9 protein-coding genes and 1 other RNA gene are annotated in these 13,319 nt (G+C 60.1%); 2 read left to right on the forward strand and 8 right to left on the reverse strand.

Annotation, left to right across the window (positions count from 1 at the left end; translation table 11 throughout):
* Positions 1-1,191, forward strand: coding sequence for a nicotinate phosphoribosyltransferase (gene pncB / locus AAHE99_RS19640; RefSeq protein ID WP_342119047.1), 1,191 nt, complete (start codon positions 1-3; stop codon positions 1,189-1,191).
* Here pncB and AAHE99_RS19645 read toward each other — a convergent pair.
* The 4 genes from AAHE99_RS19645 to AAHE99_RS19660 are packed head-to-tail and all read right to left on the reverse strand — an operon-like array spanning position 1,179 to position 2,574.
* Positions 1,179-1,478, reverse strand: a complete 300-nt coding sequence (locus AAHE99_RS19645; protein ID WP_342119048.1) for a hypothetical protein — start codon at positions 1,476-1,478, stop codon at positions 1,179-1,181. The two genes, pncB and AAHE99_RS19645, sit on opposite strands and share 13 nt — an antisense overlap.
* A 55-nt stretch (positions 1,479-1,533) precedes the next feature.
* The gene (locus AAHE99_RS19650) at positions 1,534-1,965 is read right to left on the reverse strand and encodes a YybH family protein (RefSeq protein WP_342119049.1); all 432 of its coding nucleotides are present in this window, start codon (positions 1,963-1,965) and stop codon (positions 1,534-1,536) included.
* Positions 1,965-2,264, reverse strand: coding sequence for an antibiotic biosynthesis monooxygenase family protein (locus AAHE99_RS19655; RefSeq protein ID WP_342119050.1), 300 nt, complete (start codon positions 2,262-2,264; stop codon positions 1,965-1,967). The genes AAHE99_RS19650 and AAHE99_RS19655 overlap by 1 nt, the downstream gene beginning before the upstream one ends.
* 40 nt (positions 2,265-2,304) lie before the next feature.
* Positions 2,305-2,574 (reverse strand): hypothetical protein, encoded by a 270-nt coding sequence (locus tag AAHE99_RS19660; protein WP_342119051.1) that lies wholly within the window; start codon positions 2,572-2,574, stop codon positions 2,305-2,307.
* Between the two features lie 188 nt (positions 2,575-2,762).
* Here AAHE99_RS19660 and AAHE99_RS19665 point away from each other — a divergent pair, with 188 nt between their 5' ends.
* Positions 2,763-10,355 carry an Ig-like domain-containing protein gene (locus tag AAHE99_RS19665; RefSeq protein WP_342119052.1) on the forward strand — a complete coding sequence of 2,531 codons (7,593 nt, stop codon included), beginning with the start codon at positions 2,763-2,765 and terminating at the stop codon, positions 10,353-10,355.
* A 2-nt stretch (positions 10,356-10,357) separates the two neighbouring features.
* Here AAHE99_RS19665 and AAHE99_RS19670 read toward each other — a convergent pair whose 3' ends face one another.
* From AAHE99_RS19670 to ssrA, 4 genes are all read right to left on the reverse strand, one after another.
* Entirely contained in the window at positions 10,358-11,149 is a 792-nt protein-coding gene (locus AAHE99_RS19670; protein WP_342119053.1) for a substrate-binding periplasmic protein, read from the reverse strand.
* A 28-nt stretch (positions 11,150-11,177) separates the two neighbouring features.
* A complete protein-coding gene (locus tag AAHE99_RS19675; RefSeq protein WP_342119054.1) occupies positions 11,178-11,423 on the reverse strand; it encodes a hypothetical protein in 246 nt (81 codons plus the stop codon).
* 174 nt (positions 11,424-11,597) lie between these two features.
* Positions 11,598-12,308, reverse strand: a complete 711-nt coding sequence (gene bluB, locus AAHE99_RS19680) for a 5,6-dimethylbenzimidazole synthase (RefSeq protein WP_342119055.1) — start codon at positions 12,306-12,308, stop codon at positions 11,598-11,600.
* Positions 12,309-12,927: 619 nt separating this feature from the next.
* Positions 12,928-13,290: a transfer-messenger RNA gene (gene ssrA / locus AAHE99_RS19685) on the reverse strand.
* Positions 13,291-13,319: the final 29 nt, after the last annotated feature.

A 13,319-nucleotide genomic window follows, 5' to 3' on the forward strand; every position in this document is an offset into this window, starting at 1 on the left:
ATGGTACCTGTCGTCCGCAGCCTGCTCGAAACCGACCTGTATAAGTTCACCATGTGGCAGGCGCTCCTGCACGGCCACCCCAGTGCCCATACCGAGTACGAATTCGTCTGCCGCAACCAGCCCGCTTTTCCGCTGGCGGAATTGAAAGGCGAAGTCGAAGCCCAGCTGGACCACCTGTGCAGCATGTCCTTCACCGAGGACGAACTGGCCTACCTGCGCTCGCTGCGCTACATCAAAAGCGATTTCGTCGACTTCCTCGCGCTGTTCCGATTCCAGCGCAAGTTCATCGAAGTACGCGCCGAGGGCGAAGCGCTGGTGATCCAGGCCGCCGGCCCGCAAGTGCATGTGATGGCGTTTGAGATCTTCGTGCTCTACATCGTCAATGAACTGTATTTCCGCCGCACCGGCACCCCTGCTGCATTGGAGGAAGGGCGTCGCCGCCTGGGCGAAAAGATCGCACAGCTAAAGGATTTCGGTGCAACGCCCGCGTTGCGCCACCCCTTCGATTTTTCCGATTTCGGTCTGCGCCGCCGCTTTTCGGCCGCATGGCACGATGAAGTCGTCGAGCGCCTGGCACGCGAAGTGCCGGAGTTCTTCAAAGGCACTTCCAACGTTTACATCGCGAAAAAATACGGTCTGATCCCGATCGGCACCATGGCCCACGAGTACATGCAATCCTTCCAGGCTTTCGGCGTGCGGCTGCGCGATTTCCAGAAAGCCTCGCTGGAAGCGTGGGTGCAGGAATACCGTGGCGACCTGGGGATTGCCCTGACCGACGTGGTGGGCATGGACGCTTTCCTCAACGACTTCGACCTGTACTTCGCCAAGCTGTTCGACGGCTTGCGCCACGACTCCGGCGATCCCTTCGTATGGGGCGACAAGGCCATCGCGCACTACCAGGCCTTGCGCATCGACCCGAACACCAAGCGCCTGGTGTTCTCCGACGGGCTCGATTTCGACACCGCCTTCCGCCTGTACCGCCACTTCGCCGACCGCATCATGGTGGGCTTCGGCATTGGCACCTGGCTGACCAACGACGTCGGCATCAAGCCCCTCAACATCGTGATGAAGCTGATCCGCTGCAACGGCCAGTCGGTAGCAAAGCTATCCGACTCGCCGGGCAAGACCTTGTGCAAGGACGAGACTTTCCTGGCCTACTTGCGCCAGGTGTTCGACCATCACGCCTCCTGAGCACCAAAGCGGGCCATGATCTGGTCGGCCTGCTCGCGCTGGGCGTCGTCGTACACATCGACCGCCAGCAGGGCGGCGGGGCGGTCCGGCTTGTCGGTATTGTCGACATCGTCCGGCGTGAGCGAATCCATGATGTTCTGCACCGCCGATGCGGTGGTGGTCAGTGGGCGCGCTTCATGCAGGTTCAGTTGTACAGCCGAATTGGTAAAGCCTTCGGCCAGCAGGGCGCTGCGTGCGCCCTCGGCATCCGCCACCTGGCGGAAATTGCGATAAATAGTATGTGGCATAACGGTTCTCCTCTTTGCGGGATTGTCGCGTATGGGATGGCGGCACGGCGCGCGCTTACTTCGCCTTGGCCTTGCGTGAGGACCAGTGCAGGTGCACGATCTGCCAGCCATCGTCCTGCTGCTCCAGTACGGCGGTTTCCAGCCCGAACATATGCACTTTGGCATTCTTGTAAGTGCCGGTGGTTTCCGTTTCGCGTGTGACGATGACCGTGGCGCCCGAACGGTACTCGGCATGGCGCAGTACGCGCGCTTGCGTGGTGCGCAGGAATTCGATGTCGCTGTCCAGGTGGTGCGCGGCATATTCGTCGCGGCTACGTTCAACATAGCCGGATTCATATATCTGCACCTTGGGGCTGAGCAGGGCCAGCACTTGCTCGCGCTTGCCCTCGGCCAGCGCACGCTGGAACGCATCCATGGTTTCCGCCGGCGAGGCGGCCATGGCTGGCACGCAGGCTGCGGCCAACAGCAGACAGGCGACCAGGCGCATCAGAAACCTGCGACGACGTTGGAAGTGTGTTCGACAGTCGGCGTGTTGGCGAAATACTGGCCAACCATGCCGCGCCAGGCCTGGAAGTCTTCGCTGCCGCGGAAATCGACGGTGTGGTTTTCCAGCGTTTCCCAGGCGATTACCAGGTGGTAGGTATTGGCGCGCTCGATCACGCGGTCCAGGCGCATCGACCTGCAGCCTTTGGCGCGCTGGAACAACGGCACGGCTTTTTCCACGGCCGCTTCAAACTCGGCACCCTGGCCATCTTTGATCTCAAATTCCGCCAGCTCGTAAATCATCGGGGCATTTCCTTTCCGTAAGTAATGCCCCGATTGTAGCTTAGCGTTCGCTGCGGCGTAGCTTCTGGGTCGTGTTTTCCGGCTGCTCGCCTTGCCGGTATTGCGGGCCGGTCTGGAAGCCGTGTTCGCTTTCGGTCTCGTCGACACCGCCTGATAGCAGGTCGTCGGTACGGCCAGCCGATTGCTGGTTACCTTCTTGCTGTCGGGAAAGCTTGCCCTCGCCGGTGGAACCGGCGCCATAAGTACCGATGCTGCTGGTGCTGTGGTGGGTTTGCTGTTCCAGGCTGCGTCCCTTGTTGATTGTCGACATGATTGTCTCCTTTTCGCTGCGCGCGATAAATCATTTTACGCCGCTTCCGGCGCGAATTCGACTTGCAGGTAGGTATGTACTAGGACACTTGTCATGGGTGAAAAGGGCATTACACCCATGCACTTTCTGTTTCCCATTGCGTAAATTGATCAGGTAAGCCGTCAATAACAAACCTCTTTGGGATAATCATGGCCACTTCTCGCACTGTCTTTCTGAACAGTAACCTCTCCAACCTCGCAAGCATTTCCGCCAAATTCGATACCGACGATTTTGACGTCGTGATGCTGAATGGCGGCAGTGCGCAGATCCAGGCTTACCTCAGCGCCCATGCGGGCGCCAGCATCACCGTGGTCTCGCCCAGTGGCGCTAGCGATGGTTTGTTCACGCCGCGCGTGGTGTTCATCGACCCAAGCGTTGCCGACTACCAGACCCTGGTGGCGGGCATGCCTGCCGGTTGCACGGTGGTGGTGCTGGATGCTGCGCGTGATGGCATCCAGCAGATGCGCGACTTCCTGGCCAACAATGTGGGGCAGGTAGGCGCGATCGATATCGTCTCCAATATTGCGAGCCTGGATGTGGTGTCGCACGGTGCGCCTGGCGAGGTTGTGCTGGGCTCCACAGTTCTGAACGCGAGCACGATGGCGCAATACGCCAGCCAGCTGGCGGAGATCGGCAGCCATATGACGAGCAATGGCGACATCCTGCTGTATGGCTGCGATGTCGCAGCCGGCGCGGCGGGGCAAGCCTTCATCTCCGGCCTGGCGCAGGCCACCGGGGCTGATGTTGCGGCATCGACCGATCTGACCGGCAGTGCTGCCGCAGGTGGTGACTGGGTGCTGGAGGCTTCCGCCGGTGGTGCTATCGAAACGGCCGCTCTGTCGGTGGCGAATTATGATGTGCTGCTGCCTGTGAATAAGGCGACGATCACGGCAATCAGTACCGACAGCGGCAACGCAGGTGATTTCATCACCAACGACACCACACTCACGTTCAGCGGCAAATACACCTCCAACAAGGGCAGCAGCGATATGTTCCTGTGGGTGTCCAATGCGGCGGGCACTACGCTCGCCGGCACGGTCAGTGTGAAGCAGGAACAGGATAACGTGGACTGGAGCTTTGATTATGCGACCGCGCTGAAGGCTGATACTTACACGATCATCATCAACACGAACCAGAACAATGCAACCAGCGGCGAGTTGTTCCGGCGTACCGTTACGATCGATACATCGACTGCCGCACCAAACGTGGCGCTCACCAGCGACACAGGCACTGCAGGTGATGGCATTACGCGCATCGGCACCCTGGCCGTCACGGGGGTGGAGACGGGGGCTGCCATCGACTACAGCAATAACGGCGGAGCATTCACTTCCACCTTCACCGCAGTGGAGGGCAACAACAACGTCGTCGTACGGGCCACCGACATCGCCGGTAATGTAGCGACGCGCAATTTCAACTTCGTGCTGGATACCACTGCGACGCAGCCGACCGTGGCGCTCTCGGTGGATTCGACCGATGGCGCTGCGGGACATAACTCGGACCTCATCACAAATAACGCAGCGCTGTCCGTCAGCGCACTGGAAGCGGGCGCCAGCCGTACGTTCAAGGTTGACAGCGCTGCTGCCAGCAGCACCTATACCGCGCCCACGACGCAAGGTTCGCATACTGTGATCGTCGCCGACACCGACGCCGCCGGCAATAGCGCGAACCGCAGCTTCACGTTTACCCTCGACACGCTTGCCGATCCTGAAGGCGATCTTAATGTCACGCTTGGCGATACGCTGGTCAACGCCAGCGAGCGCACGTCCGTGGCTTATACCGTGAGCGGCTTGAATGCGGACGCGAACGCCACCGTGACATTCAGCGATGGCGTCAACACGGTGGTTGGCAACAACGGTACGGTCAATCTCTCCAGCCTCAATGACGGCCAGGTTACAGTGACAGTCAGCGCTAAAGACTTTGCCGGCAATGTGGCAAATGGCGTCGGCGCTAGCCTGATCCTCGATACCCGCCTCACAGCGCCGACCCTCGCCTTGACGCTGGACTCGACGGATGGCGGCAGCGGCCATAACAGCGACGGACGCACCAATAGCGCCGCGCTGACATTTAGCACGAAGGACGCCGATGCCGTACGCGTCATCACGGTAGACGGCCAGCCCGTCGCAAGCTACAACCCCGCTGGGCTGGCGGATGGTGCGCACACGGTCATGGTGACCGATACCGATGCAGCCGGGAACACCGCACAAGCCAGCCTATCATTCACGTTGGACCGGGTAGTCGCAACGCCGACAGTCGCCTTGTTCAACGATACGGGCGACCAGGGCGCCGGGCATGGCACCGACCGTCGCACCAGCGACGCTACGCTGTCGGTCAGCGCGCTGGAGGCAGACGCGTCGAAACGCGTCGTCACGCTCGACGGCCAGACAGTTTCCAACTACAACCCGGCCTTGGTCGCCGAGGGCGACCATACAGTCGTCATCACCGATACCGACCACGCAGGTAACACCGCCAGCAGCAGCACCCTCCAATTTACGATCGACCGCACGATCGCAAAAGCAACGGTCTCCCTGGCCGACGACACGACCGACGGTGCGGTGGGCCACAACAGCGACCACCGCACCAGCAACGCCACCCTGACCATCAGCGCCCTGGAAGCCGACGCCTCGAAGCGTGTCATCACTGTCGATGGCCAGGCTGTCGACAGCTACAACCAGGCTTCGTTGGCCGAAGGCGATCACACTGTCGTTGTCACCGACACCGACCACGCTGGCAACACGATCAGCAGCGACACGCTGCAATTCATCGTGGACCGCACCATTGCCAAGGCTACGGTCGCCCTAGCCGACGATACGACAGACGGTGCAGCGGGCCACAACAGCGATCACCGTACCAGCAACGCGGCACTGACCATCAGCGCCCTAGAAGCCGACGCTACGAAACGCGTCATCACTGTCGATGGCCAGGCTGTCGCCAACTACAACCAGGCGCTGACGGAAGGCGAGCACACTGTCGTCATCACCGATACCGACCACGCTGGCAACACCATCAGCAGCGATGAGCTGAAATTCACGGTGGATCGTTCGATCGCCAAGGCTATGGTCTCGTTGGCCGACGACACGACTGATGGCGCAGCGGGCCACAACAGCGATCACCGTACCAGCAACGCGGCACTGACCATCAGCGCCCTAGATGCCGACGCTACGAAACGCGTCATCACCGTCGATGGTCAGGTCGTCGCCAACTATAACCAGGCCTCGCTGACGGAAGGCGAGCACACCGTCGTCATCACCGACACCGACCACGCTGGCAACACGATCAGCAGCGACGAGCTGAAATTCACCGTCGACCGCTCCATCGCCAAGGCTACGGTCTCGTTGGCCGACGACACGACCGACGGTGCCGCAGGCCACAGCAGCGACCATCGCACCAATAACGCGGCACTGAATATCAGCGCTCTGGAAGCAGATGCCTCGAAACGCGTCATCACGGTGGATGGCCAGGCCGTCGCCAACTACAACCAGGCGTCGCTGACAGAAGGCGAGCACACCGTCGTCATCACCGACACCGATCACGCCGGCAACACCATCAGCAGCGATGAGCTGAAATTCACCGTCGACCGCTCCATCGCCAAGGCTACGGTCTCGTTGGCCGACGACACGACCGACGGTGCAGCAGGCCACAATAGCGATCACCGCACCAGCAACGCGGCACTGACCATCAGCGCCTTGGAAGCAGATGCCTCGAAACGCGTCATCACGGTGGATGGCCAGGCCGTCGCCAACTACAACCAGGCCTCATTGGCCGAAGGCGAGCACACGGTCGTCATCACCGATACCGACCACGCTGGCAACACGATCAGCAGCGACGAGCTGAAATTCACCGTCGACCGCTCCATCGCCAAGGCTACGGTCTCGTTGGCCGACGATACGACCGACGGTGCAGCAGGCCACAACAGCGACAACCGCACCAGCAATGCCTCCCTGACCATCAGCGCTCTGGAACCCGACGCTTCGAAACGCGTCATTACGGTGGACGGCCAGGCCGTCGCCAATTACAACCAAGCCTCGCTGACGGAAGGCGAGCACACTGTCGTCATCACCGACACCGACCACGCTGGAAATACGATCAGCAGCGATGAGCTGAAATTCACGGTGGACCGCTCCATCGCCAAGGCCACGGTCTCCCTGTCCGACGACACGACAGACGGTGCCCCGGGCCACAACAGCGACCACCGCACCAGCAACGCTTCCCTGAGCATCAGCGCCCTGGAAACCGACGCCTCGAAACGCGTCATCACGGTGGATGGCCAGGCCGTCGCCAACTACAATCAGGCTTCATTGGCTGAAGGCGAGCACACCGTCGTCATCACCGACACCGACCACGCTGGCAACACGATCAGCAGCGATGAGCTGAAATTCACGGTGGATCGTTCGATCGCCAAGGCTACGGTCTCGTTGGCCGACGACACGACTGATGGCGCAGCGGGCCACAACAGCGATCACCGTACCAGCAACGCGGCACTGACCATCAGCGCCCTAGAAGCCGATGCTACGAAACGCGTCATCACTGTCGATGGCCAGGCCGTCGCCAACTACAATCAGGCTTCATTGGCTGAAGGCGAGCACACCGTCGTCATCACCGACACCGACCACGCTGGCAACACCATCAGCAGCGACGAGCTGAAATTCACCGTCGACCGATCCATCGCCAAGGCCACGGTCTCGTTGGCCGACGACACGACTGATGGCGCAGCGGGCCACAACAGCGATCACCGTACCAGCAACGCGGCACTGACCATCAGCGCCCTGGAAGCCGACGCTACGAAACGCGTCATCACTGTCGATGGCCAGGCCGTCGCCAACTACAATCAGGCTTCATTGGCTGAAGGCGAGCACACCGTCGTCATCACCGACACCGACCACGCTGGCAACACCATCAGCAGCGACGAGCTGAAATTCACCGTCGACCGATCCATCGCCAAGGCCACGGTCTCGTTGGCCGACGACACGACCGACGGTGCAGCAGGCCACAACAGCGATCACCGCACCAACAACGCCTCGCTGACCATCAGCGCCCTGGAAACCGACGCCTCGAAACGCGTCATTACGGTGGACGGCCAGGCCGTCGCCAATTACAACCAAGCCTCGCTGACGGAAGGCGAGCACACCGTCGTCATCACCGACACCGACCACGCTGGCAACACCATCAGCAGCGACGAGCTGAAATTCACGGTGGATCGTTCGATCGCCAAGGCTACGGTCTCATTGGCCGACGACACGACTGATGGCGCAGCGGGCCACAACAGCGACCACCGCACCAGCAACGCGGCACTGACCATCAGCGCCCTGGAAGCCGACGCCTCGAAACGTGTCATCACGGTGGATGGCCAGGCTGTCGCTAGCTACAACCAGGCCGCATTGGCCGAAGGCGAGCACACCGTCGTCATCACCGACACCGACCACGCTGGCAACACCATCAGAAGTGATGAGCTGAAATTCACCATTGACCGGACCATCAGCGCATCTTCGATCAATCTGGCAACCGACTCCACCGACGGCGCGGCAGGTCATGCCACCGACAAACTGACAAATAGCGCCGCGCTAGTGTTCTCAGCGCTGGACCAAGATGCAACGCGAACCTACAAGGTCAACGGCAATAGCGTCGCCGCCTATGACCCGGGTTCCCTGCAGGACGGCACCCACACGGTCGAAGTATTCGACATCGACTCCGCTGGCAATAAGTCCAGCAGCAGCTTCACGTTCACCCTGGATACCACCCTCACCGCGCCCACGCTAGGTCTTGCATTGGATAGCAGCGACGGCCAGCCCGGCCACGACAGCGACAAGGTAAGCAACGGCGCCAACATCAACTTCGGCGCCAAAGACGCCGACGCGAACCGGGTGATCCTGGTCGACGGCAACGCAACCCCGGCTTACAACCCCGCTGCACTAGCGGACGGCAAGCACACTGTGACCGTTACCGACACCGACGCCGCAGGCAACAGAAAATCTGCCTCGCTGGAATTCACCCTCGACACCAAGGCAGCAGCTGCGCTAAGCATGGCCCTGACCAGCGACAGCACCGACGGCGCAACTGGTCACAACTCCGACAAAGTCACCAGCAACGCAGCCATCACCTTCGGCAATCTGGAAGCAGGTGCGGCCCGCAGTTTCAGCATCAACGGCGGCCCCGCATCCACCAGCTACGCTATGCCTTCCACCGACGGCAACTACAGCGTGGCCGTCACCGATACCGACATCGCCGGCAATTCGACCACCACCGCATTTGCCTTCACGCTCGACACCAAAGCGGATTTGAATGGCGATTTGAAGGTAACGCTCGCCGACCAGTTGATTAACAAGGCCGAACGCACCGCCGTTGCATACAGCGTGCAGGGACTCGACGCTGACGCCAACGCCAAAGTCACCTTCAGCAATGGCGCCAACACCGTCATCGGCAAAAACGGCATCGTGGACCTGTCTTCGCTCGCGGACGGTACTATCTCCGTTTCCATCGTCGCCACCGACTTCGCAGGAAACACCGCAACAGGCGCTGGCGCAAGTCTCGTTCTCGACACCACCGCGCCAGTCTTCACATCAGCCGCCACCGCAACGGTCGCTGAAAACGCCGGCGCCAACGCTACCGTGTACACCGCACAGACAGACGACTTGCATGGGCCGCAGTACTCCCTGCTGCAAAACAATGCCGACGATGCCGCCGCATTCACCATCGGCAGCGACGGCATCGTACGCATGACCGCCGCAGCGGACTTCGAAACCAAGTCCAGCTACAAGTTCACGGTTGTCGCCATGGACTTGGCCGGCAATGCCTCGCAAAAGGCCGTAACGCTCCCCGTTACCGACGTAAATGAAGCCCCCGACACTACCCCGATTTCCCTCAACACGGTGGAAAACGCCACGATCCTGATTCCAATCGTGCCAGACTACGCCTTCGACGTGGATGCCAATGATGTGCTGGTGGTTAGCAGCGTTTCCTCGGTCACCCTGACATGGGCGCCGGAAACCACGGTCAACACCTTCACCAACCCGGTCACCAAACAGCAGCTGACACTGGGCCAGGTCTACGCGACTGCAGCCATTTCCAGCGACGGCAAGGCAATCTCAATTTCGCCTTCCGCCGAATTCGATTGGGCCACAACCGGGCAGAAGGTGCTGGCAACCGTGACCTACAGCGTCAAAGACAAGGCAGGTTTGGTGACGCAGGGTACCGCCACCCTGGCAATCTGGGGCTCGACATCGGACAAGGGTAAGAACCTGACCGGCACCAACGGCGCGGACGTCATGGTCGGTGTGATGGACAATGAAAACGTCCTGCAAGGCGCCAACGGCAATGACAACCTCACTGGCGGCAACGTGACCGACGCGCTGTACGGCGGCAGCGGCGATGACAAGCTGCTTGGCGGCGGCGGTATCGATTACCTGTACGGCGACAGCGGCAACGACACCCTGGAAGGCGGCGACGAACGCGACCTCCTGTTTGGCGGCAAGGGGAATGACATCCTGAACGGTGGCAGTGGCGCCGACTACTTTGTATTCGAACCCCAGATGGGCAGCGACCGCATTGTCGGCCTTAATCTTGGTGAAGGCGATAAGCTGTTCTTCCTGGACTTCTTTAACACCCCTATGTCAGCACACGACTTTGTCGGCAAGTACGCCAAAACCGTGGGCGCCGATACGGTCATCACTTTGTCCGGTGGCAGTGTGACGCTGGTTGGGGTAACGGACAAAGTGGCCCTGGAAGGAGCAATTTCCTTCTCGCTGTAAGGCTAGTTTTCCGTGTATTTGCGCAGGAGCAGGTTATAGCGCTTGTTGCCATCGCCGCCGAGCCAGTTCCACATGGACTCGACTTCGCTGCGATGGCTGTCGTAATACTGCTGGCTGGCGGCCAGCCATAGGTGGGATTTCAGGATCGGCTTGTCGAGTCGGATGATGTCACCCTTGAAGCGGGTGGCGACAAACTTGTCCAGATCCGTTTCCGAGACCAGTGACACCACGAAAGCGTCGGTCCGGCCCAGGTGCAGCTTTTCCAGGTTGTTCGGCACGGTTGGCGCCCCCTGATCCAGTACGGCGCCAGCCTGCTGGAGCATGGCGGCATAGGTCGAACCATACATAACGCCGACACGCTGGCCGCGCATCATTTGCAGCGGATCGGTGCTGCGCATGTAACCATCCTTGGCGCGCACGAAGGCGACCACATTCAGCGTGGTGGCGCGTTTGGGATCGGGCTTGCCGCTGGCATCGCGCGGCAGGACGATGCCGGGCTGGCCATCGGCAGTCATATCCACCGTCGTGAAATCGGCAGCGCCGCTGACCAGTGTGCTGCGCAGGCGCGGCACCGGCAGGCGGACGAATTCCACCGTGCAGCGCGCGCTGGCAGCAAATTCACGTACCCATTCAACGCTGGCGCCGGGCGGCGTCCCCACAGCCTCGCCATTTCCCAGCCAATACGGCGGGCGATGCTGGTCGGGATAGGCGAAGCGGATTGCGCCACAGGATGCGGCGGCTTGGCCGGCGGACAGCAGTAGAAAAATGCTCGGAATGAGAAGTTTCAATTTCATGACTTCGCTATTTTATGCGAAGCCACACTCAATAGGCACGTTGCATGGAATCACTGCGGCGGTCGCTGAAGTGCCAGGGCAGGGAGGCGATGGCGCGAATTTGCGTGGGGAAGCGCTCGGCAAAGGAGCGGATGAGGGGATGGTCTACACCGCAAATGGCTAGATAGCTGTAGGCTGCCCCCTGGTCGAAGGCCAGGGCCGTACGCACCGCCATGTCGAACCGTTCGGCTGTACCGGTGTCGTGTCGTCGCTCCCTATGGCTTCTCTTGTCCACAACTCCTCCCCGAGCAAGCCTTAATGCTAGGGCGGGGCGGGCGCTGGGTCTGTGCGTCAGTCCACATGGTGTAACCAATAACCCTTCATCAGATTTTGCACCGCGAAACCCCGTCGTTTATGACGGGGAGGGAGCCGACTGCAAAGCAGTCGTGCGCTCCAAATTAGGGATGGCCTAGATTGAGGTCTTACCTGTCAGAGCTGCTTCGAGCTCCCGGCTTTGGATCTGTTCGCCCCAAGTATTTCCATGCACCAGCTCCTCAAGCGGCAGGCGCGAGCGCCAGCCTTTTGTTTCCAGCTCCGGGCTCGGCAAGAACTCGCTTACGTAACCAATACACAGATAGGCGACAGGGTAGACGTGGTCCGGCAGTTTCAACGCCGCAGCTAGCTGTTGCTGGTCCAAAATACTGACCCAACCCACGCCGATGCCTTCCGCGCGGGCGGCGAGCCACAGGTTCTGCACTGCGAGGCAAGTGCTGAAAAGATCCATCTCCAGAATCGAATTGCGGCCCAGCACATTTGGACCGCCGCGCGTGCGGTCGCAAGTGATGCACAGGTTCAGTGGGCTCTCAAGGATGCCTTCCAGCTTCAAGCGCTTGTAAAGGCTCGCTTGGTCACCCTCATAATTCGCCGCCGCCTTCGCGTTCTCGCGCTTGTAGATGGCATGCACCTCTTCTCGCACTTCTCGGCTCTCAATCACGATGAAATCCCAAGGCTGCATGAAACCAACCGACGGCGCATGGTGCGCCGCCTGCAGCAGACGGGCCAGCACATCGGCCGGCACCGGATCTGGCAGGAATTGCGATCGAACATCGCGGCGTTCACGGATCGCGCGATAGAGGCCATCACGTTCGGAAGGGGAGAAACTGTTGTCTGCTGCGGTCATCTTTAAGAGGGGAGCGGTTGAGGCTCGTCATTCTACTCAATTGTTGCCCAATGCCTAAATGAGAGGGAAAACGACAAACGTTACTCTCGGGCGATGAAAAAAATGACGAACTACGCGTTGCTGCCTTGCCTGCTCACCACAATGCTTCCGGCAATGGCCCAGGATCAGAAGAAGGAGTCTTGGTACATCAGTACCCGCGAAGAGTACAGTGCCTGCCGGGAAGAGGCCGATCAACGGGACACGGCCGATAAGCGCACGCTGCCCGCAAGTCTGATCTCGACGTCAGGAACATCAAAGCCGTCGATGAATTCAATGCCCGTATGCGCGAGTTGAACGCCCGCACACAGGCCCTGAATGCGGAAGGCCTACAGTTCAACCAGCAAATCAGCCAATTCCATAAAAAAGTCGATTCGTACCGCCAACGTTGCGCCGGCGAAAAGGTCGGAATTCCCGACATGCAAACGGTAAAAAAGGTGAGGGCAAAGCAAGGCCTGGGAGAGTAGCGATGAAGATGTTGTACTGGAATCGGTGCTGGCATGTCCGTCATGCGGACACCGCCGTCTCCACCACCGTACAATGAAAAAGGCCACGCGAATGCGTGGCCTTTTTCATTGTACGGTGGTGGAGACGGCGGGAATCGAACCCGCGTCCGCAAGCACTCTACAGACAGTTCTACATACTTAGCACTATCATTTAATTTAGCCCGTACGACGCGGATGTGCACGCTGCGGACGGACGATTCACCTTAATTTTAGAACTACTCGAAGTGAACCCTCGTAGTTCGATCCCTTCTAAATGACCCAACACGGCCTTGCGGCCACACCCGAAGGGCGAGGTGTTGTCGGGCAGGTCAGCGATTAAGCTGCCAGTGCGTACGAGTTATCGTTTGCAGTTAGTTTGTTTCTGGATGTATTTACGAGGTGACCAGCCCTCGGTATGCCCTGTTCTGCTTTGCAACCCACGTCGAAACCAGGTCGTCCCCACAGAAGGAATCTCTATTCTACATGAATC

The sequence above is a fragment of the Pseudoduganella sp. OTU4001 genome, assembly GCF_038440195.1.
GTDB lineage: Bacteria > Pseudomonadota > Gammaproteobacteria > Burkholderiales > Burkholderiaceae_D > Rugamonas.

Coding starts and splice junctions, on each gene's coding strand:
- AAHE99_RS19645 (WP_342119048.1), bottom strand. CDS start 1,478: ATGCCACATACTATTTATCGCAATTTCCGCCAGGTGGCGGATGCCGAG.
- pncB (WP_342119047.1), top strand. CDS start 1: ATGGTACCTGTCGTCCGCAGCCTGCTCGAAACCGACCTGTATAAGTTC.
- AAHE99_RS19655 (WP_342119050.1), bottom strand. CDS start 2,264: ATGATTTACGAGCTGGCGGAATTTGAGATCAAAGATGGCCAGGGTGCC.
- bluB (WP_342119055.1), bottom strand. CDS start 12,308: ATGACCGCAGCAGACAACAGTTTCTCCCCTTCCGAACGTGATGGCCTC.
- AAHE99_RS19650 (WP_342119049.1), bottom strand. CDS start 1,965: ATGCGCCTGGTCGCCTGTCTGCTGTTGGCCGCAGCCTGCGTGCCAGCC.
- AAHE99_RS19670 (WP_342119053.1), bottom strand. CDS start 11,149: ATGAAATTGAAACTTCTCATTCCGAGCATTTTTCTACTGCTGTCCGCC.
- AAHE99_RS19660 (WP_342119051.1), bottom strand. CDS start 2,574: ATGTCGACAATCAACAAGGGACGCAGCCTGGAACAGCAAACCCACCAC.
- AAHE99_RS19665 (WP_342119052.1), top strand. CDS start 2,763: ATGGCCACTTCTCGCACTGTCTTTCTGAACAGTAACCTCTCCAACCTC.